This is a genomic window from Xanthobacter sp. YC-JY1 (assembly GCF_021730305.1).
Classification (GTDB): domain Bacteria; phylum Pseudomonadota; class Alphaproteobacteria; order Rhizobiales; family Xanthobacteraceae; genus Xanthobacter; species Xanthobacter flavus.
This window is the reverse complement of record NZ_CP032674.1, coordinates 4,627,935-4,645,972: the sequence shown is the minus strand read 5'-3', so window position 1 is coordinate 4,645,972 and position 18,038 is coordinate 4,627,935. Positions and strand designations below refer to the sequence as shown.

The following is an 18,038-nucleotide window of genomic DNA, read 5'->3' as shown; positions in this document are numbered from 1 at the left end:
TGAGGAGCCGCATGACCGCGACGCGCATGAGGAGGACAAGCTTGATGATGGCACGCCCTGTCACCCGCAGCCTGCGCCTCGCGCTTGCGCTCGGCCTTGCCTTGACGGCAGCCGGTTGCGAGACGCTGGAGAACCTCAACCCGTTCGACCAGAAGAAGCCGCCGGTGCCGGGCACCCGCACCCCGGTGTTCCCGAACGGCGTGCCGGGGGTCGACTATTCGTCCGGCCTCGGCCAGCCGAGCAACGCCAACGCTCCCATCGACAATCTGCCGGCCACTCCCCCGAAGGGGAAGCCGCAGCAATAATCCCTCAGACCTGAAGCCGACCGCCGGCCGCGAGCCCATTTCATGACCTTTTCCCTGGCTATCGTCGGGCGCCCGAACGTCGGCAAGTCGACGCTGTTCAACCGCCTCGTGGGCAAGAAGCTCGCGCTGGTGGACGATCGCCCCGGCGTCACCCGTGACCGCCGCGAGGGCGAGGGGCGGCTGGGCGACCTCACCTTCCGCATCGTCGACACCGCCGGCCTCGAGGAGGCGACCCCGGCGAGCCTGGAAGGGCGCATGCGTGCCCAGACCGAAGCGGCCATCGGCGATTGTGACGCCATCCTCTTCATGATCGACGCCCGCATCGGGCTGACCCCGACCGACCGCGCCTTCGCTGATCTGGTGCGCAAGGCGGGCAAGCCGGTCATCCTCGTCGCCAACAAGAGCGAGGGGCGGGGCGGCGAGGCCGGGACACTGGAAGCCTTCGGCCTCGGCCTCGGCGACCCCATCCCGCTCTCCGCCGAGCATGGTGAGGGCCTCTCCGACCTCTACGACGCCCTCTGCGACGCTCTGCCCGAGCAGACGCGGCTGGAGGAGGACGAAGAGGAAGAGGACGACGCGGACGAGGTGCCCGTCGAGGGGGAGGCCGAGCCCGAGAAGCCCCGCCGTCCCATCAAGGTGGCGGTGCTCGGCCGACCCAACGCCGGCAAGTCCACCCTCATCAACAAGCTGCTCGGCGAGGATCGCCTTTTGACCGGCCCCGAAGCCGGCATCACCCGCGATTCCATCTCGGTGAACGTGACCTATGCCGGCATTCCTCTGGAATTGTTCGACACCGCGGGTCTCAGGAAGCGCTCGCGCATCGACGACAAGCTGGAGAAGCTCTCCGCCGCCGACGCGCTGCGCGCCATGAAGTTCGCCGAGGTGGTGGTGATCCTCATCGACGCGACCCGCCCGTTCGAGGAGCAGGACCTGCGCATCGCCGATCTGGTGGCGCGCGAGGGACGGGCCCTCGTCATCGGCTACAACAAGGCGGACCTCGTGCCCCGTGGCGGCCTCGCCACCCGCCTGCGCGAGGAGATCGACCACCTGCTGCCGCAGGTGAAGGGCGTGCCCATCGTGCCCCTGTCCGGCCTCATGGGGCATGGCCTCGACAAGCTGGTGGCGGCCATAGCGAGCGCCCACAAGGTGTGGAACAAGCGTGTCGCTACCAATCCGCTCAACCGCTTCCTGCAGCAGGTGACGGAAAACCATCCGCCGCCGGCGGTGTCCGGCCGGCGGATCAAGCTGCGCTACATGACCCAGCCCAAGGCGCGCCCGCCGTCCTTCGTGCTGTTCTGCTCGCGCACCGATGCGGTGCCGGAGAGCTACATCCGCTATCTGGTGAACGGCATCCGCGAGACGTTCGATCTGCCTGGCGTGCCGATCCGGCTGACGCTTCGGGAGAAGGACAACCCTTACGCCGATTGAGGTCAGCCCTTCAGAAAGGCGGCCTGATCGAAGATCTCGCCGAACTGGGTGCCGACGCAATCAGGCTCCGGGTGCTTAACCGGAACCGGGCCGACCGCCGCATCGAAGATATCCGGGCGGTAGACCCCCATGGCTTCGCGCGCGGCGTCGGCGGCGAATTCGCCCTGACCGGCGGCGACGATCTGGGCATACATCCAGAGCGCATGGTCCGGCGACGGCCGGTTGGCGCCATCGCGGTTGAGCACGAGATAGTCCGGATGCGACCTGAGCACGCCGCCCGGCGCGGTGTGGAGCCGGCCATCCAGGGTGCGGCGGAGGATATCGGCCGGGAGATTAAGGTGGCGCGGCTCGCCCAGGAGCTTGGCGAGATCCTCATGGTTGGCCGGGTCCTCGCACCAGCGGGCGGCGGCGTAGAGGGCGCGCACGAGGCGGTGCAAGACCTCCGGCTCGGCATTGGCGAAACGGGCATGGACGCCCAGCACCTTCTCCGGCACCCAGCCGAACAGCTCCGCCCCCAGCACCGCGATGCGCCCCACGTCCGCATCAACAGCCACCGAATTCCAGGGCGAGCCCACGGAGAAGCCGTGGATGAGCCCGCCACGCAGGCTTTCCGCCATGAAGGGCGGGGGCACCACCACGAGCCGCACGTCGCGGTCCGGGTCCACCCCGCCGGCCTTCAGGAAATGGCGGATGAGGTAGGTGTGGGTTGAGAAGGAATAGACCGCGGCGAACACCAGCGGGTCACGCCCCTCCGCCTTCCTCTGCCGCACCACCTTGCCCAGCGCCAGCGCCGCGCCGGGTGCGGTGGCGAGGTCTTCGCCCACCTCGCCCATGGCCGCGTAGACATGCTTGTCGATGGTGATGGCGCTGCCATTCAGGTTGAGCGCGAAGGGCACCACCAGCGGCACCCGCACATGGCCGAGGCCGAGCGAGGAGGCGATGGCGAGCGGCCCCAGCATGTGGGCGCCATCCAGGAGGCCGATATTCACCTTGTCACGGATGTTGGCCCAGGAGACCTCCTTGTGCAGGTCGATCTCGATGCCCTCGGCCATGGCGAAGCCGCGTTCGGCAGCAGCGATCAGCACGGCGGCGTCGGTCAGGGGGATGAAGCCGATGGCGAGGCGTCTCATCGCAGAAGCTCCGCGGCGGTGATGATGGACTGGGCGATGTCGACGATCCGCTTCTTCTCGTTCATGGCGGTGCGGCGCAGGAGGTGGTAGGCGGCCTCCTCGTCTATGCCCTTCATCTTCATGAGCAGCATCTTGGCCCGGTCGATGGCCTTGCGCTCCTCCAGCTGGGTCTTCGCCTCCTCCAGTTCCGCCTTGAGGCGGGCGAAGGCGCGGAAGCGGGAGATGGTAGTTTCGAGGATCGGCTTCACCCGCTCCTTGCGCAGCCCGTCCACCACATAGGAGGCGACACCCGCCTCGATGGCATCCTCGATGGTCTTGCTGTCGGTCTGGTCCACGAACATGGCCACCGGCCGCTTCACCTCGCGGCTCACTTGGAACATCTGCTCGATGGTGTCGCGGGAGGGATCTTCGAGGTCGATCAGGATCACGTCCGGATCGATGGCGTAGATGCGCTCCAGGAGATTGTTGCGGCCGGTGATGCGCAGCACCGTCTCGAAGCCCGCCTCCTTGAGGCCCTCCTCCAGGATGGCGGCGCGCACGTCGCTCTCGTCGACGATCACGATCCTGAGGGTAAGGTCGTTCGCCATGGGGGTCCGGGGTGGGGCTGTCCGCTGGGGCTGGCGGACTCGGATGATACCTCACCTTCCGGAGCCGGTGCGGTCAAGCCTTCCCGTGCGCCACGCCGAGGCCGCCTCGTGACGGGTGCCATGGACCTTGCCCCCAAGTCCTTCTAGAACGCGCGCGGTGGAGCGCGGCGGCAGGCCGGCCTGCGGCGATCCGCTCCAGTTCGTTCCCGTCCCGGCCGCTGTTGCGGCGCCCCGCCGGGCACCTTGAAGGCGTCCATGCGCGACCTTGCCGATTACACGCCCGCCGAATGGCTCGCGCTGACCCCGCTCGCCCAGCGGCTGCGGCGCGCCCGCAATGTGCTGGTGGATCGCATCTACGCCCGCCGGCAGGCGCCGGGGCAGGCGGAGCTGGTGGCGCGCATCGCCGCCGAGCGGGCGCCGGTGGTCGCCTTCACCGTCGCCTTCAACCTGCCGGACGCTGTGGATCTTCTCGCCGATGCCATGGCGCGTTTCCTGCCGGGGACGCCGCTGGTGGTGTGCGACAATTCCACAGATCTCCCCGCCCGCACGGCCATCGCGGCGCTATGCGCGCGGCGCGGGCTCGCCTACTGCCCCCTGCCGCCGACGCCCTATCGCGGGGCGCGGAACGGCTCCCGCTCCCATGGCGTCGCGCTGAACTGGATCTATGCGAACCTCATCCGGCCCGCCGCCCCGCGCGCCTTCGCTCTGCTCGACCACGACCTGATCCCGCTGGAGCCGACCGACCTTGGCGTGCGGCTCGCGGGCCAGCCCTGCTACGGCATGGTGCGCGAAGGGCAGGGGAATGACGCCTGGTACCTGTGGCCGGGCTATTGCGTCTTCGATTTCGCGGCGGTGAAGGCCCTGCCGCTCGATTTCGGCACCGACACTCCGCTCACCCTCGACACCGGCGGGCAGAACTGGGGCGTGCTCTACCGCCACCTCGACCTCGCCTCGCTCCGGATGTCGAGCCGTCGGCGGGTGCACCTCGCCGACCCAGAGACAGGCGAGATGGAGCCTTTCCTGCTGGCGGACGGCTGGCTCCACGTGGGCGGCGCCGGCCATCGCGGCGGCGGAGCGGGGGCGCTTGAGCGGGTGCGGCAGGCTTATGAGGCCGACCCCGAGGGACTGATTGCGCGCCTCAGGGCGAGTCCGGAGCGGCTCAACGCATAAAAAAGCGCCGCCGGCTGGGCCGACGGCGCGTTTACTCAGAAGAAGGGTCCGCGCCTCACTCGGCGGCGGCGGGAGCCTTGGCGCCCTTGGCCTTCTTGCCGCCCTTGGCATCGGTCGTGCGGTCCTGCCGCTCGGCGATACGGGCAGACTTGCCGCGGCGGTCGCGCAGGTAATAGAGCTTGGCGCGACGCACCTTGCCGCGACGGACCACCTTGATGGAATCGATCAGCGGCGAATAGACCGGGAACACGCGCTCCACGCCTTCGCCGTAGGAGATCTTGCGGACGGTGAAGCTCTCGTTCAGGCCACCGCCGGAACGGGCGATCACCACGCCCTCGTAGGCCTGCACGCGAGTGCGCTCGCCTTCGACCACCTTCACGTTCACAGTCACGGTATCGCCGGGCTGGAACTCGGGAATGGCCCGCTTCTCGGCGAGCTTCGTCGCCTGTTCGGCTTCGAGCGTCTGGATAATGTTCATTGTCGCCAACCTCTTGGTGCCGCTTCGGAGCATGTCGCCCCGGCGCCACGTCGTGTCGTTTTAAGTTAAGGGACGCGGCTCCATACAGGAGAAAAGTGGCGCTGTCATTCCCTTTCCTTCATGGATCCGTCACGCGCCGGGGAAAGAAGGTCGGGCCGGCGCGCGTGTGTGACGGCCTCCGCCTCGGCCTGCCGCCAGCGCGCGATGCGGGCATGATCGCCCGAGGTGAGCACCTCGGGAATGCCCTGGCCCTCGAACAGCTGCGGCCTCGTATATTGCGGATATTCGAGCAGGCCGTGGGAGAAGCTCTCGTCCGTGCCGCTCTCGGCTTTGCCCATGACGCCGGGAATGAGCCGCACGCAAGCGTCGAGAAGCAAAAGCGCCGCCGCCTCGCCGCCCGAGAGCACCACGTCGCCCACGCAGACCTCCTCGAGGCAGCGCGCCGCGACGATGCGCTCGTCTACCCCCTCGAACCGCCCGCAGAGGATGACCGCCCCCGGACCCGCCGCCAGCTCCCGCACGCGGGCCTGTGTCAGCGGCCGGCCGCGCGGGGTCATCAGCAGGCGGGGGCGGGGATCGTCCGCCGGGGAAACAGCATCGATGGCGCGGGCGAGCACATCGGCCCGCATCACCATGCCCGGGCCGCCGCCGGCGGGGGTGTCGTCCACCGAGCGATGGCGGTCGAGGGCGTGGTCGCGAATCTGCACCGCCTCCAGCCCCCACAGCCCGTTCGCCAGCGCGCGGCCGGCGAGCGCATGGCCGAGCGGGCCGGGGAACATCTCCGGATAGAGGGTGAGGACGCTGGCGCGGAAGGTCATGGGGAGAAATGGGCGCGGGGCGGGGGCGGTGTCAAATCCGCGTGCGCCTCAGCCCTCCTTGTCCTCGCCAGCTTCGGGCTCGGGGTCGCGGCGCTCGACGAAGGCTTCGGCGACGACCAGCCGGCCGGCCTTCACATCCACCACCGGAACGGCGGCGCGGGTGAAGGGCACCATGAGCGTCTTGGCCCGGATGCCCGGGAGAGCCGGGGCATATTCAAGGATATCACCGGCGCCGAAATCGTGCAGGGCGGTGACGGTGCCGATGCGCGCGCCGGCTTCGTCCTCTACGGCGATGCCGATCAGGTCCGCATGATAGAAGGTGTCCTCGTCCTCCGGCGCGGGCAGGGCCTCGCGGGGGACATAGAGGTCCACGTTGGTCAGCGCCTCGGCGGCGGTGCGGTCGGCGACGTTGGCGAGGCGGGCGACGAAATGGTCCTTGGCCGCGCGCAGCGCCGTGATACGATAGCGGGTGCGGCCGGTGGCATCGGTGAGCGGGTCATAATCGAGGATCGCGGCCGGATCCTCGGTGAAGACGAACAGCCGCACCTCGCCCCTCACGCCATGGGGGGCGCCGATGCGGGCGACGAGGACGCGGTCGGTCATCTGATCTCCGGTGCTGTGCGCCTTCAACGGGTTGGCGGCGGCGGCAGCGGCTCTAGCCCTTATGGGAGCGCTTGCCAAGCGGAAGGCCGCGCGTCTGCCGCCACGCGTCGCTTTCGCGCTCCCCCGAGGTCCATCGGATGCTTGCCCGGCGGCGGCGGCTGAGGCACCTTGCGCCCCCATGTCGAGCCATGCCCCCCAACCCATCCTTCTCGATGCGGTCCGCCTCTCCGGCCTCCTGGACCGTATCGCCGCCCGCATCGGCGCAGCCCACGTGCGCACCGACGCCCACGACCTCGCCCCCCATCTGGTGGAGGGGCGGGGCCTCTACCAGGGAACGACCCCGGCGCTGGTCGAGCCTGCCAATACGGAAGAAGTCGCCTTCGTGGTCGCCGCCTGCGCCGAGGCCGGCGTGCCGGTGGTGCCACAGGGCGGCAATACGGGCCTCGTGGGCGGACAGGTGCCGTTCGGCGCGCTGCTGCTCTCGCTGCGCCGTCTGAACCGCGTCCGCGACCTCGATCCGGTGGATCTCACCGTCGTCGCCGAGGCCGGCTGCACGCTGCATCAGGTTCAGCAGGCGGCGGAAGGGGCGGGCTGCCTGTTCCCGCTGTCCATCGGCTCGGAAGGCTCCTGCCAGATCGGCGGCAACCTCTCCACCAATGCCGGCGGCACGGCTGTGCTGCGCTATGGCAACATGCGCGAACTGTGCTTCGGCCTTGAGGTGGTGCTGCCGGACGGGCGCATCTGGAACGGGCTCTCGCGCCTGCGCAAGGACAATACCGGCTACGCGCTGAAGGACCTCTTCATCGGAGCCGAGGGCACGCTCGGCATCATCACGGCCGCCGTACTGCGCCTTTTCCCCGCGCCCCGCGCCCGGGCGACGTCGATGCTCGGCATCCCTGATCCCGAGACCGCGCTTTCCCTGTTCCGCCGCCTGCACAATGCCGCCGGCGACAGCCTCACCGGTTTCGAGATCATGCCGGACTTCGGCATGGAGATCGTGCTCAAGCACATGCCCGGCTCGGTGCGCCCGCTTGCGGAGCGGCACCCCTGGTACGTGCTCGCCGAACTCACCTCCACCCGCCCCAACGACGACCTCTCCCAGCTCGCGCTCGACACGTTCGAGGCGGCGTTCGAGGCGGGCGAGATCGAGGATGCGGTGGTGGGCTCCTCGGAAGCCCAGTGCGACGCGCTGTGGAAGCTGCGCGAGGATCTTTCCGACGCGCAGAAGTTCGAGGGCGGCTCCATCAAGCACGATATCTCCGTGCCGGTGTCCAAGGTGCCCTTTTTCATCGCCGAGGCGACCCGCCTGTGCGAGGCGCACATGCCGGGCCTGAGGGTCTGCGCCTTCGGCCACATGGGCGACGGCAACATTCACTACAATCTCAGCCAGCCCGAGGGCATGGACAAGGCCGCCTACCTTGCCACCTGGGAGGAGTTCAACCGCATCGTCCACGATCTCGTGGCTTCGCTCGGCGGCTCCATCTCGGCGGAACATGGCATCGGCATCCTCAAGCGCGAGGAGCTGCCCATGTACAAGGACAAGGTGGCGCTGGAACTGATGGCGGCCATCAAGCGCGCCGTGGACCCGCGCGGCCTCGCCAATCCTGGCAAGGTGCTGCTGGATTGAGCAGGCAGGCGCGGCTCATGGGCCGCGCCTGGTTTCCGGCCGTCTGCGCTCAGGCGCCGCGTGGTTTCTTGGCGTTGCCTTCTCTCAGGCGCCGCGCGGGCTTATCGGGGAGGGCAGAGCCCCTAGTCCGGCCGGCGGCGCACCGCGAAGGCAGTGCCGACCGCTAGGGCGAGGGCTGCTGCAGCGCCTGCTATCACCATGCGCGGATGGTGGTGGTCCAGCATCAGGCCGAACAGCAGCGGCCCCACCAGCGAGCCGATGTCGAAGCCCGAATAGACGATGCCGAACACCTTCCCCGTGGCCCCGGCCGGGGCCGCGCCGCGCACCAGCACGTCGCGCGAGGGTGTGGTGAGCCCCATGAAGAAGCCCACCAGTGCGATCAGCCCCACCGTCACCTCAGGTGCCGCCTGAAGCCAGGCGGCGAGGAAGCCGAAGACCGCCGCGGCAGCGAGGCCGCCCATGGCGATCTGGTGGTGCTGGGCCGAGCGGTCCGCCACATGCCCGCCGATGGCGACGCCGGCGGTGTTGCCCACCTGAAAGAGCGCCACAGCCAGCGTCGCCAGCGCCACCGCCGCACCGAAGCCTTCCTGCAGCGCGACGATGGAGAAGCTCTGCAGGCCGGAGAGGGCCACGGAGGTGAGGGTGAAATAGAGGAAGGCCATCAGCACCACAGGCATGGCCAGCACCTGCAGGAACGACAGCGGTGCGCCTCCTGCCGCCGCATGGACGGCACGTCCCGCCGGCGCGCGCAGCGGCCCGCGGAAGACGGCGAGCAGGAGCCCGACCAGCAACACCAGCAGTCCCATGGCGATGAGCGCCGTGCGCCAGCCGAAATGGGCGCCGATCGCGGCGGATACGATGGGCGACAGGCCGAAGCCGACGCTGCCGGCGATCACATGGGCGGCGAAGGCGCGCCCGAGCCGGGGCGCCGCCACCTTGTGGCTGAGGATGGAGAGGTCGGCCGGGTGGTACACGGAGTTGCCGAGACCGGCGAGCGCGGCGAGGGGCAGCAGCAGCAGATAGGTGGGCGCAAAGCCCATGGCCGCCGTCGCGGCACCCTGGGTGAGGATGCCGGCGAGCAGCAGCCGGTCGGCGCCGAAACGGTCCACCAGCACGCCGGCCGCCACCTGACCGCCACCCGAGAACAGATAGAAGACCGAGAGCACCAGCCCCAGCTCGATGAAGGAGACCTGGAGGTCGGCCCGCATCATGATGAAGAGCGGGGCGAGCGCGAGCTGAAGGAAATGGCTGCAGAAATGAGCGCTGCAGACGGCGCCGATGGAGGAAACCTCGGCCGCGGGCCAGCGGGCCGCGCGCGCTTCGATGGACATGACAAGCCTCTCCGTCCCCGGCGGGGCGCCGGGATCAGACCGGCACGGCTGCGCCGCCCCGGATGCTGGGTTTCCCCCTCTCTGGTCGGCTGGAAGCCGTTGCGCCGGCGCTTTCAGGCGTCAGCGGTCGACCTCCGGTGAGGGTTGGCTCCCTCGACGTTTCAGGCACGTTTTTCCAAGACCCTGCCGGGCACGCTTACCGTCTCGGCGCGCCGCACGCACGCATATTCTGCCGTGCGCCCGCACTGGCGCAGCATCAGGCGTCGCACGGGGGCACGGTCAACGCGTGCGACGCGGGCCGTGGCCGCCGAAGTAACGCAGGGTCAGGCAGGTGATGTCGTCGGCCTGCGGCGCACCGCGCTCGAACACGTGCACCGCCGCCAGCACCCGTTCGTTCAGCTCGGCCACCGACCAGTCGGCAGCGCCGCTGCGCAGCAGGTCTTCGACCCGCTCCTCGCCATAGGGCTGCTCGTCGATGTCGAAGGCCTCGGTCACGCCGTCCGTATAGAGGAAGAGCGTGTCGCCGGGGGCGAGGTGCAGCTCGTGCTGCTGGTAGACGAAGCCTTCAAGCACCGCCACCGCCATGCCGCCGGTGGAGGGCACGGTGGTGACCTCGCCGGAACGGGCGATGCGATAGGGCAGGTTGTGCCCGGCATTCACGTAGGTGACCTTGCCCGAGGAGAGGTCCACCACGCCATAGAGCACGGTGACGAAGAGCATCTGCTCGTTTTCAACCGCGAGCAGGTCATTCAGGCGGCGGATGCAGCCCGCCGGCGAGCGTTCGAACAGCGCGGTGGAGCGCAGCAGGGTGCGGGAGATGGCCATGAACAGGGCGGCCGGCACGCCCTTGCCCGAGACGTCCGCCACCACGAAGCCGAGCGTGGTGTCGTCGATCATGAAGTAGTCGTAGAAGTCGCCGCCCACCTCGCGGGCCGGCGTCATCTGACCGTGCACGGCGACGCGTGCGTCCGGCGGGAATTCCTTGGGCAGGATGGCGAGCTGCACCTGCCGGGCGATCTCCAGCTCCTGCTGAAGGCCGGCGAGCTTGGTCTTGGTGATGAGGGCCTCGCGCAGCTCCACCACCATGGAGGAGAGGCGGGTGTGCTGCTCGACGATGCGCCGGGAGAGATCGTGGAGCACGCGGGCGACGCGCTTCAGCTCGTCGTCATTCTCGTTCTCCTCGCCCTTGGCGAGCAGGGCCAGAACCTCTTCGCGATCGGTGGGGTCGATGGCGTCGGCGAGCGCTTGCAACTCGCCAGAGATCACCACCTCCTGCCGACGCCGCACGCGCTCGCGCTGGCGCCGGCTCTCGGCCAGGGCCTGCACGTTGCCGCGCAGCGCCACCACCGCCTCGGCGATCCGGCCGATCTCGTCGTTGCCGGCATGGCCAACCGTAACCGAAGTGTCGCCGCGCGACAGGGCCTGCAGCACGTCGATGGCCGATTCCAGGGGGCGGAAGCTGTACCAGAGGAAGACATTGAGGCCGACGACGCCGAGCAGCACGAGCCCGATGGCGCCGGCCACGGCCGACTGGCGGATGAAGGCGGTCGCCTGCACCGTCTGGGTGGTATCCTCCAGGCTCACGAGCGCGCCCACGGCACTGCCGCTCACGTCCGCGACCGGAATGGAGGTGACGTTGTAGTTGCGCCCGTCGAGCATCAGCTGCTCGGCGGTCGGCCGGCGGGGCGTGATGGAGACCTTGGCCCGTTCCCACAGGCGGAAATCGGTGCTGGCGACCACCCGCCCGCGCAGGGTGATGAGGGTGGTGGCAGCGCTGATGCCGCGGGCAAATCGCTCCATGCCCAGGGCGGCGTCGCGCCCGAGGACCAGCACGGCCCGGCCCCGGCCGGGCAGTTCCACGGTGCGGGTGGTGATGACGATCACCTGCGAACCGCTGATCTGCCGTAGCCCGGAGAGCACCTCGCCCTTGAGCGCTCTGTCGAGGCTGCCGGCGTCGAGGATGTAGCGGGCATTGGTGGTGCCGTCGCTGAACACCACCTCGCGGTCGGCCGCCACCACCTCGAAATAGGTGGCGGGGTCGTCGATATCGATGCCGACCTCCCGGATCGCCGCGGCGATGCCCGGACGGTCCGAGAAGCTCAGCGCGATGCGGAAGGGCGATGAGGTGTCGATGCGCTCGAGGATGCGGGCGAGATTGGCTGTCTGGAAGGCGACGATCTCGCGCCAGAGGACGGTCTGCCCCTCGATGGCCAGCTCGCCCTCTCGGGCCTGGGCGACGCGGTCGCGCAGCACCGTGGCCCCCCAGATGCCCAGCATGAGCACGGTGAAGCCGGTGGCGACGATGAGAGTGATGCGGGTCCGCAGCAGCATCACGACCCCCGCACCTTGTCGGCGCGGCCGGGCGGCGCCATGACCTCGCGCCGGACCCGTTCCACGTCCGGCCTGAGCCCGCCGTCGAAATCCACCGCCAGAAGCTCCTCCGCATAGGCCTCGAACACGGATCGGCGCTCGGCGACCCTGCGGTTGCCGTGCTCAAGTTCCCGGAAGGCCCGGCCCACGGCCCCCCGCGCGCTATGGCGTCGGCGGTGCTGCATCATCACGTCGCGGTCGCCATAGTGGCCGTTCACCGCCTCGGCGAGGCCGTTGGCGAGGCGGGCGCGGGCGCGCTCGAGCGCATTGCCCACCAGCAGGCCGGCGGCCAGCGCCGCCAGCGCCGCGCAGACCGTCACCACCACCGCCGCCTTCAGGCCGATATCTGCGAAGGAGGTGGCAAGGGCGGCGGGATTGGTGGTGACTTCCACCGCGGCCACCGTATTGCCGTCGACCACCACGGGCGCGCTCACCGAATCGGTGCCGGAATGCTCGCCAATGGCGCTGCGAATCTCGCGGCCGTCCGATCCGCGCAGCACGATCTGGGTCAGGCCCGGGGTGCGGGTCAGCGTCTCGGAGAGGTGCTGTTCGACGCCGGGAAGGAGCTTCAGGGGAATGCCGAAGCGCGCCGCCTTCTCGAACTGCTGGGCGAGAGTGCGGGCGACCGAGGTGCCAATCACCAGCGCGTCGCGGCGCGCACTCTCCTCGACCCGGGCGCGATAGCCGTTGAGGAGCACCGCCGCGGCGATGCCACCGAGGACGAGGGTAAGGATGAGGGCGAACAGCCCCGTAACGAGGCGCGCGCGGCCGCTCTCGGCGATCTCAGGCGGCATCGTCGAGCGCTCCAAGCTGGCCGAGGCCGCGGTCTACCCTGGCCTCGGCATCGCGCCAGCTCTTCACGGTGGCCTCGGCAAGCGGCGTGAGGCCACCATCGTCGCCGGTGGATACGCCTTCGCCGCGCAGCACCTTTGCCACCCGGTCGAACGGGCGGGTCAGCATGTGGACGAACGCCAGGGCGGCAATGATGGCGGCGACCGACGCGGCGAGTGAAAGCAGCCCGGTGCGGATCAGAAGGTCGAGGCCGAGCCGGTCGGAGCGGGCACTGCGGGCCTCGTCCGACACCGTAACCGAAATGCCGCCGGCGACGCCGAGATCGTTCTCGAAGCGGGTGCCGAACACCGTGTCGCCGCGCTCGGCGGCCGCCCACTGGTTGTCGTCGCCGAGGCGCTTCACCCAGTCCGGGCTCACCTCCTCGCCGATCACGCTGCGGTCGGTGGAATAGATGGCGCGGCCGGCAGCATTGAAGATGTCGATGGCCAGGATGGACGGGTCGCCCGCCTTCTCGCGCTCGATACGCGGCTGAAGCAGGGAAATCTGGTCGAGGACGAGGCCGATGGAGAGATTCGCCTCGGTGGAGGCGCGCAGCGTACCGAGCAAATTGGCGACGCGGGCACGCTCGATCTCCTCGCCCACCCGATCGCTGGCCGAGAACGCGATCACCGCGACCGCCACCACCGCAGCGGTCACGGATACGACGGCGACCAGGATGAGCCGGCTTACGAAAGTCATGCAGGGAACTTCGGTGGGATGGACGGCCGGACGTTAACCGCGCACTCGCAGCCAAACCAGACAAAAAACTGCCCTGCGACCAAAAAAACCTGCATTGTCAGCTTGCTTTTCGTGGCATGAAGGTCCGGCGGGGCGGGGTCGGACCATAGGGCAAGGGGCCACGGGTTCGGCGCGAAAGTCGAGACGCCAAGGGTCGAGCGCGAAGGGTCATGAGGCGGACCACACTGGGGCTCATCATCGTGTTCGCGTTGATCGCGGCCGCGTGCGTCGCCTTCGGCGCCTATTTTTCCTACGTGACACTCATAAACGCGCACCGCGGGGTCATTGAGGCCCGCTGCGGCATCGCCGCTCAGCGTGTTGTGGACGTGGCGGAAAAGGCCGCCTCCCTCGGCATCGCCCTTCCCGCGCAGCAGGCGCTGACCGCGGTGCTGGAGCGGGAGACCCGCGTGGAGGATGCGATTCGCTCCATGGATTTGACCGACGAGCACGGCATCGTCCTCTACTCCAGCGAGCCCGGCCGCGTCGGCCTCGATACGACGCGGGACAACGAGCGTGGCCTGACCCGCCCGGTGCGCAACGATATCGGCCAGAGCCTCGGCCGCGTCGTGGTGCGCTATGACACCAAAATCCTCACCGATGGCGCCTCGGCGCTGGCGTCTGACCTCAGGCGGATCTCGCTTCCCACCCTCCTGTGGGCCGGTGCGGCAACCCTGGTCATCGGCCTGCTTCTCGCCGCTTTGCTGCAGCGGGCGGTCCGGCGTGCCGCGGAGCCACATCTGTGGCCGCCCGCCGCCCGCGCCGCGCTCGCCTCGGTTGAAGAGGCACACCGCACGTCGCAATCGCCGCCGGCCGGCGCAACGGGTGGGGGCGCCGCATGATCGGCCTGCGCGGCGGCATCTCCATCGCCATCGTCATTATCCTGTGTTCGGCTCTGGCCGTGATCGGCTGGGGCGCGGAGCAGGCCGCCCAGCGCACCATCGCCCCTGAAATCGTTGCCAAGGCGAATTCGGTGGGCCGCGCCGCTGCCGACCTCGTCCAGCGCGCGGCGGCGGTTGGCGTGCCGTTCGACCGGCTGGTCGGGGTGAACCGCTATTTCGACGACTTGCGGGCGGCCAACATCGAGTTCACCCAGATCAGCCTGAACGCCGCGGGCGGCAAGGAACTGGCTCGGTCGGGTGAGGCCTCGCCCGGCGGCGACGCTCCACGGGTCTTCGTGCCGGTGGAGGATGCCGACGGCCATCGCCTGGGCGACGTCATGATCGTGGTCGATCCCAGCGTCGTGTCCCAGCAGGTTGGCGCGGTGCTGGTCGACGTCGCCTTCATTGGTATCGTCGCGCTGCTGGTGGCGCTGGAACTGGTGGCTCTCGTCGTCGGTACCCGCGGCCTCGAATCGCTGGTGGCGGTGGAGCGGCGGCTGAAGGCGCTGAAGCGCGGCGTGCTCTCCCGCCAGGAGGGCGGCGCGGGCGCTGCCGGCGACCTCATCCTGCCCATCGACCGGCATGTGGAAACGCTCGCCGAACGCCATCTCGCCCTGCGCGCCGAGGCGGAGCGCAGGGGTGACGGCGAGGCCATCGCCCGGCTCGACGAGATCGAGGTCCGCACCGGCCTCGGCCGGGTCCAGGCGGCCGAGAGCGAGGCCGCCATCGCGGTGCGTCCGGCCCTGTTCCTGTTCATGCTGGCGGAGGAGCTGACGCGCCCGTTCCTGCCGCGTGCCGCGCAGGCCCTCGGCGTGCCCGCGGGCTTTGGTCCGGACCTGTCGGCCAGTCTGCCCATCGTCGCCTTCATGGCCGTCGTGGCGCTGTGCCAGGTGCCGTTCGCCTCTTTGTCCGAGCGGCTCGGCCGTCGCCCCGGCTTCCTCGCCGGCGCGGCACTGGCGGCGGCGGGCTATGTGGTGTCGGCGATCAGTCCGCATTATGACGTCTTCCTCGCCGCCCGCGTCGCCACGGCGGTGGGCTATGCGCTGGTGTTCGTCTCCGCCCAGGGCCACGTGGTGGACCTGTCCTCCGGCGCCGCCCGCAGCGCGGCTCTGGCTGTGTTCGTGCGCGCCATCATGGTGGCGAGCCTGTGCGGGCCGCCCATCGGCGGCGTCATCGCCGATAGGCTCGGACCGGGCGTCGCCTTCGGCACCTCGGCCGGTCTTGCCCTGGTGGCGCTTCTGGTGGCGCGACTGACGCTGCCGGCCGCGGAGCGGCATCGCAGCGTGGCCAATGTGGGCCTCGCCGATCTCAAGGCCGCGGCGCGCGCGCCGGGTCTGATGTCCCTGCTCCTCGGCTGCGCCTTCCCCGCCAAATTCCTGTTCGCGGCCCTCTGCTTCCTGCTGGTGCCGCTGGAATTGCAGCGCGAGGGCTTCTCCTCCGCGGCCATTGGCCGCTTCCAGATGATTTATCCGGTCCTCATGGTGATCGGGGTGCCCTTCTTCGCCGCCCTGGCCGACCGCTTCAGCGCCCGCGCCGGTTTCGTGGTGGCTGGCGGACTGGTCTCGGGCATCGGCGCCATGGCGGTGCTGCTCCATCCCTCGGTGGCGCTGATCGTGGTGGCGCTGGTGGCGCTGGGCTGGGGACAGGCCATGTCCATCGCCTCCCAGTCGGCGCTGGTCGCGGATACCGCCACCAGCATGGGGGCGGGCCGGGCGGCCGGTGTGCTGGGCCTGTTCCGGCTGGTGGAGCGGTCCGGCAACGCCGCTGGTCCCGCCAGCGCCGGCTTCCTGCTTTCGACCTTGGGCTTTGCGTCGGCTACCGGTTTTCTCGGTGCTGTGGCGGTAGCCGGAGCTCTGTTATTTGCGCTATCCGGACGCAGAATCTTCGTCCATCATTCGCGCCGCCCATCCTCTGCGGCCGCCTCGGAAGGGAGTTCCGCCTGATGGATCGCCGTTCCCTCCTCGCACTCGGCCTCGGCGCGGGTGCTGCGGGGCTGGTGGGCTCTGTCCCCGGCGCCTTGGCCCAGACAAACGGCACGAACGGCCAGCCGCGACCAGCCGGCGCGCCTGCGCCTGCGCCAGCCGCCCGTGGCGACGCGTTCCGCGTCCTGATGCTCACCTTCCGCGGTGATACCGACGTGGAGCGCGGCTTCCGCGACTATTTCGCGGCCAACGACATCAAGGTCGAGTTCATGACCCGCGACGTGGAGCGGGACGCGAGCAAGGTGAAGCCGATCCTCGCGGAAGTGCTGCCGACCTTCCGGCCGAACCTCATCTATACCTACGGCACGCCCCTTACTCTCGGTGTCGCTGGCCCCTATGACGCGCCGCCCACCGCTGGCTTCGTGCGCGACATCCCGGTGGTGTTCGCCCTGGTGGCGGCGCCGGTGCAGGTGAAGATCGCGCCTTCGCTTGCCTCTTCGGGGCGCAATGTTACGGGCGCGGTGCACGTGGTGCCGACCGACGTGCAGTTGCGCGCCATGCAGAGCTACAAGGCCTTCAAGAAGGTCGGCGTGATCTACTCGCCGAACGAGAGCAACTCGGTTGCCATCATCGACGAGATGAAGGCCTTCGCCGGTACAATCGGTGCCGAGGTCCTGGCCCAGCCCCTGACCATGGTGGGCAACAAGCCGACCGGTGACGGGGTCGAGGATTTCGTGCGGAACCTGAAGGCGCAGGGCGCCGAGTGGCTCTACCTGCCGGCCGACACTTTCCTTGCCACCATCTTCGACCGGGTGGGCCCGGCGGCGCTGGCGGCGGGCCTTCCCACCTTCGGCGCGACGGAATTCTTCCTGCGCGAGGGGCTGGGGCTTGTCGGGCTCGTCAGCCGGTATTATTCGGTGGGCCAGCTCGCCGCCTCCAAGGCGGCCGAAATCCTGGTGCAGCACGTGCCGCCGCAGGACATCCCGATCGAGACGCTGAAGCGCTTCGCCCTCATCATCAACATGAACGTGGCCAAGCAGCTCGGCGTCTACCCGCCCATCGCCATGCTCAATTATGCGGAAGTAATCACGTGATGAACGCCCTGCGCGAGGCCGCGCCGACCTCTACGCTGACGCAGCGCATGCTCGGGCCGGGCGATCTCGACGCGATCGACACCCTTCATCATCTGGCCATCGGGCCGCTGGTTCGCCCGGAAGTGGTGAAGCCGGAAAACCGCTCTTACTTCGAAAGCATACTCAGCGGCCGCGGCCTGGTGATCGGGCTCTATGACGGTCCGCTGCTCGCCGCCTACGGCATCCTGCAGCACGACCATGCGCCCAAGGACGGGCCGCACAAGATGCTGGGGATCGATCCCGCCTTGTCGGTGGGCCGGTTGGCCGGCGCCTCGGTGCATCCGGCCTATCGCGGGCGGGGACTGCAGCGCGTCCTGATCGCCGCCCGCGTCGATGCGGCGCCGGCCGACATGGTGCTGTTCTCCACGGCCGCGCCGGTGAACACGCCGAGCTGGGCAAGCCTGCTCTCCGAGGGCTTCCCCATCTACGACATCCAGCTCTTCTTCGGCGGCTATGCGCGCTATGTGATGGTGCGCGACTTCACAACCTTCGATCCGCAGGAGACCCTTCTCGTCGATCCCCTGGACACGGCGCGCCAGAAGGAACTCTTCGCCGAGGGCTGGCACGGCTACGCCCGCTGCCGCACCGATTCCGGGGCTGCCGGCGTGCTCTACGCTCGCCCCCGAAAGGCCTGATACTTCAGCCGGCGGCCCCGTCCGGGCCTCTGCTCCGCGTCACGAAACTATCGT

17 protein-coding genes are annotated in these 18,038 nt (G+C 69.3%); 8 read left to right on the top strand and 9 right to left on the bottom strand.

Annotated elements, in window-relative coordinates:
* Window positions 1-44 precede the first annotated feature (44 nt).
* Window positions 45-305, top strand: a complete 261-nt coding sequence (locus D7006_RS21855; RefSeq protein WP_169121827.1) for a hypothetical protein — start codon at window positions 45-47, stop codon at window positions 303-305.
* 42 nt (window positions 306-347) lie between these two features.
* Window positions 348-1,733, top strand: a complete 1,386-nt coding sequence (gene der / locus D7006_RS21850) for a ribosome biogenesis GTPase Der (RefSeq protein WP_237354527.1) — start codon at window positions 348-350, stop codon at window positions 1,731-1,733.
* Window positions 1,734-1,735: 2 nt separating this feature from the next.
* Here der and D7006_RS21845 read toward each other — a convergent pair whose 3' ends face one another.
* Window positions 1,736-2,863 carry a CmpA/NrtA family ABC transporter substrate-binding protein gene (locus D7006_RS21845; RefSeq protein ID WP_169121825.1) on the bottom strand — a complete coding sequence of 376 codons (1,128 nt, stop codon included), beginning with the start codon at window positions 2,861-2,863 and terminating at the stop codon, window positions 1,736-1,738.
* The gene (locus D7006_RS21840; protein ID WP_024277102.1) at window positions 2,860-3,450 is read right to left on the bottom strand and encodes an ANTAR domain-containing response regulator; all 591 of its coding nucleotides are present in this window, start codon (window positions 3,448-3,450) and stop codon (window positions 2,860-2,862) included. The genes D7006_RS21845 and D7006_RS21840 overlap by 4 nt, the downstream gene beginning before the upstream one ends.
* A gap of 255 nt (window positions 3,451-3,705) precedes the next feature.
* On the opposite strand from D7006_RS21840, the gene D7006_RS21835 reads away from it, so the two are divergent.
* On the top strand, window positions 3,706-4,620 hold the full coding sequence (locus tag D7006_RS21835; protein WP_237354526.1) for a hypothetical protein: 915 nt from the start codon (window positions 3,706-3,708) through the stop codon (window positions 4,618-4,620).
* 55 nt (window positions 4,621-4,675) lie between these two features.
* Here D7006_RS21835 and rplS read toward each other — a convergent pair whose 3' ends face one another.
* From rplS to rimM, 3 genes are all read right to left on the bottom strand, one after another.
* Window positions 4,676-5,098 (bottom strand): 50S ribosomal protein L19, encoded by a 423-nt coding sequence (rplS, locus tag D7006_RS21830; RefSeq protein ID WP_169121823.1) that lies wholly within the window; start codon window positions 5,096-5,098, stop codon window positions 4,676-4,678.
* A 104-nt stretch (window positions 5,099-5,202) separates the two neighbouring features.
* On the bottom strand, window positions 5,203-5,916 hold the full coding sequence (gene trmD, locus D7006_RS21825) for a tRNA (guanosine(37)-N1)-methyltransferase TrmD (protein ID WP_237354525.1): 714 nt from the start codon (window positions 5,914-5,916) through the stop codon (window positions 5,203-5,205).
* A gap of 48 nt (window positions 5,917-5,964) precedes the next feature.
* Window positions 5,965-6,519 carry a ribosome maturation factor RimM gene (gene rimM / locus D7006_RS21820; RefSeq protein WP_237354524.1) on the bottom strand — a complete coding sequence of 185 codons (555 nt, stop codon included), beginning with the start codon at window positions 6,517-6,519 and terminating at the stop codon, window positions 5,965-5,967.
* A gap of 178 nt (window positions 6,520-6,697) precedes the next feature.
* Between rimM and D7006_RS21815 the strand changes: the two genes are divergently transcribed.
* Window positions 6,698-8,146, top strand: a complete 1,449-nt coding sequence (locus D7006_RS21815) for an FAD-binding oxidoreductase (protein ID WP_237354523.1) — start codon at window positions 6,698-6,700, stop codon at window positions 8,144-8,146.
* A 122-nt stretch (window positions 8,147-8,268) separates the two neighbouring features.
* Here D7006_RS21815 and D7006_RS21810 read toward each other — a convergent pair whose 3' ends face one another.
* From D7006_RS21810 to D7006_RS21795, 4 genes are all read right to left on the bottom strand, one after another.
* A complete protein-coding gene (locus D7006_RS21810; protein WP_237354522.1) occupies window positions 8,269-9,477 on the bottom strand; it encodes an MFS transporter in 1,209 nt (402 codons plus the stop codon).
* A gap of 279 nt (window positions 9,478-9,756) precedes the next feature.
* Window positions 9,757-11,808: a SpoIIE family protein phosphatase gene (locus tag D7006_RS21805; RefSeq protein WP_169121818.1), complete on the bottom strand. Its 2,052-nt coding sequence runs from the start codon at window positions 11,806-11,808 to the stop codon at window positions 9,757-9,759.
* Window positions 11,808-12,641, bottom strand: coding sequence for a hypothetical protein (locus D7006_RS21800; protein ID WP_169121817.1), 834 nt, complete (start codon window positions 12,639-12,641; stop codon window positions 11,808-11,810). The genes D7006_RS21805 and D7006_RS21800 overlap by 1 nt, the downstream gene beginning before the upstream one ends.
* On the bottom strand, window positions 12,631-13,377 hold the full coding sequence (locus D7006_RS21795) for a hypothetical protein (RefSeq protein ID WP_237354521.1): 747 nt from the start codon (window positions 13,375-13,377) through the stop codon (window positions 12,631-12,633). Before D7006_RS21795 ends, D7006_RS21800 begins: the two co-directional genes overlap by 11 nt.
* 209 nt (window positions 13,378-13,586) lie before the next feature.
* Here D7006_RS21795 and D7006_RS21790 point away from each other — a divergent pair, with 209 nt between their 5' ends.
* The 4 genes from D7006_RS21790 to D7006_RS21775 are packed head-to-tail and all read left to right on the top strand — an operon-like array spanning window position 13,587 to window position 17,984.
* Window positions 13,587-14,255 (top strand): hypothetical protein, encoded by a 669-nt coding sequence (locus tag D7006_RS21790; RefSeq protein WP_229646497.1) that lies wholly within the window; start codon window positions 13,587-13,589, stop codon window positions 14,253-14,255.
* Window positions 14,252-16,237, top strand: a complete 1,986-nt coding sequence (locus tag D7006_RS21785; protein WP_237354520.1) for an MFS transporter — start codon at window positions 14,252-14,254, stop codon at window positions 16,235-16,237. Before D7006_RS21790 ends, D7006_RS21785 begins: the two co-directional genes overlap by 4 nt.
* Window positions 16,237-17,310, top strand: a complete 1,074-nt coding sequence (locus D7006_RS21780) for an ABC transporter substrate-binding protein (protein WP_237354519.1) — start codon at window positions 16,237-16,239, stop codon at window positions 17,308-17,310. Before D7006_RS21785 ends, D7006_RS21780 begins: the two co-directional genes overlap by 1 nt.
* Entirely contained in the window at window positions 17,307-17,984 is a 678-nt protein-coding gene (locus D7006_RS21775) for a hypothetical protein (RefSeq protein ID WP_229646499.1), read from the top strand. Before D7006_RS21780 ends, D7006_RS21775 begins: the two co-directional genes overlap by 4 nt.
* The last annotated feature ends 54 nt before the right edge of the window (window positions 17,985-18,038 follow it).

Excerpts from the sequence above, each read along its gene's own strand:
- D7006_RS21840 (WP_024277102.1), bottom strand. The coding sequence starts at position 3,450 with ATGGCGAACGACCTTACCCTCAGGATCGTGATCGTCGACGAGAGCGAC.
- D7006_RS21855 (WP_169121827.1), top strand. The coding sequence starts at position 45 with ATGATGGCACGCCCTGTCACCCGCAGCCTGCGCCTCGCGCTTGCGCTC.
- D7006_RS21835 (WP_237354526.1), top strand. The coding sequence starts at position 3,706 with ATGCGCGACCTTGCCGATTACACGCCCGCCGAATGGCTCGCGCTGACC.
- D7006_RS21790 (WP_229646497.1), top strand. The coding sequence starts at position 13,587 with ATGAGGCGGACCACACTGGGGCTCATCATCGTGTTCGCGTTGATCGCG.
- D7006_RS21780 (WP_237354519.1), top strand. The coding sequence starts at position 16,237 with ATGGATCGCCGTTCCCTCCTCGCACTCGGCCTCGGCGCGGGTGCTGCG.
- D7006_RS21845 (WP_169121825.1), bottom strand. The coding sequence starts at position 2,863 with ATGAGACGCCTCGCCATCGGCTTCATCCCCCTGACCGACGCCGCCGTG.
- D7006_RS21795 (WP_237354521.1), bottom strand. The coding sequence starts at position 13,377 with ATGACTTTCGTAAGCCGGCTCATCCTGGTCGCCGTCGTATCCGTGACC.
- D7006_RS21810 (WP_237354522.1), bottom strand. The coding sequence starts at position 9,477 with ATGTCCATCGAAGCGCGCGCGGCCCGCTGGCCCGCGGCCGAGGTTTCC.
- D7006_RS21785 (WP_237354520.1), top strand. The coding sequence starts at position 14,252 with ATGATCGGCCTGCGCGGCGGCATCTCCATCGCCATCGTCATTATCCTG.
- D7006_RS21800 (WP_169121817.1), bottom strand. The coding sequence starts at position 12,641 with ATGCCGCCTGAGATCGCCGAGAGCGGCCGCGCGCGCCTCGTTACGGGG.
- D7006_RS21815 (WP_237354523.1), top strand. The coding sequence starts at position 6,698 with ATGTCGAGCCATGCCCCCCAACCCATCCTTCTCGATGCGGTCCGCCTC.
- rimM (WP_237354524.1), bottom strand. The coding sequence starts at position 6,519 with ATGACCGACCGCGTCCTCGTCGCCCGCATCGGCGCCCCCCATGGCGTG.
- der (WP_237354527.1), top strand. The coding sequence starts at position 348 with ATGACCTTTTCCCTGGCTATCGTCGGGCGCCCGAACGTCGGCAAGTCG.
- D7006_RS21805 (WP_169121818.1), bottom strand. The coding sequence starts at position 11,808 with ATGCTGCTGCGGACCCGCATCACTCTCATCGTCGCCACCGGCTTCACC.
- trmD (WP_237354525.1), bottom strand. The coding sequence starts at position 5,916 with ATGACCTTCCGCGCCAGCGTCCTCACCCTCTATCCGGAGATGTTCCCC.
- rplS (WP_169121823.1), bottom strand. The coding sequence starts at position 5,098 with ATGAACATTATCCAGACGCTCGAAGCCGAACAGGCGACGAAGCTCGCC.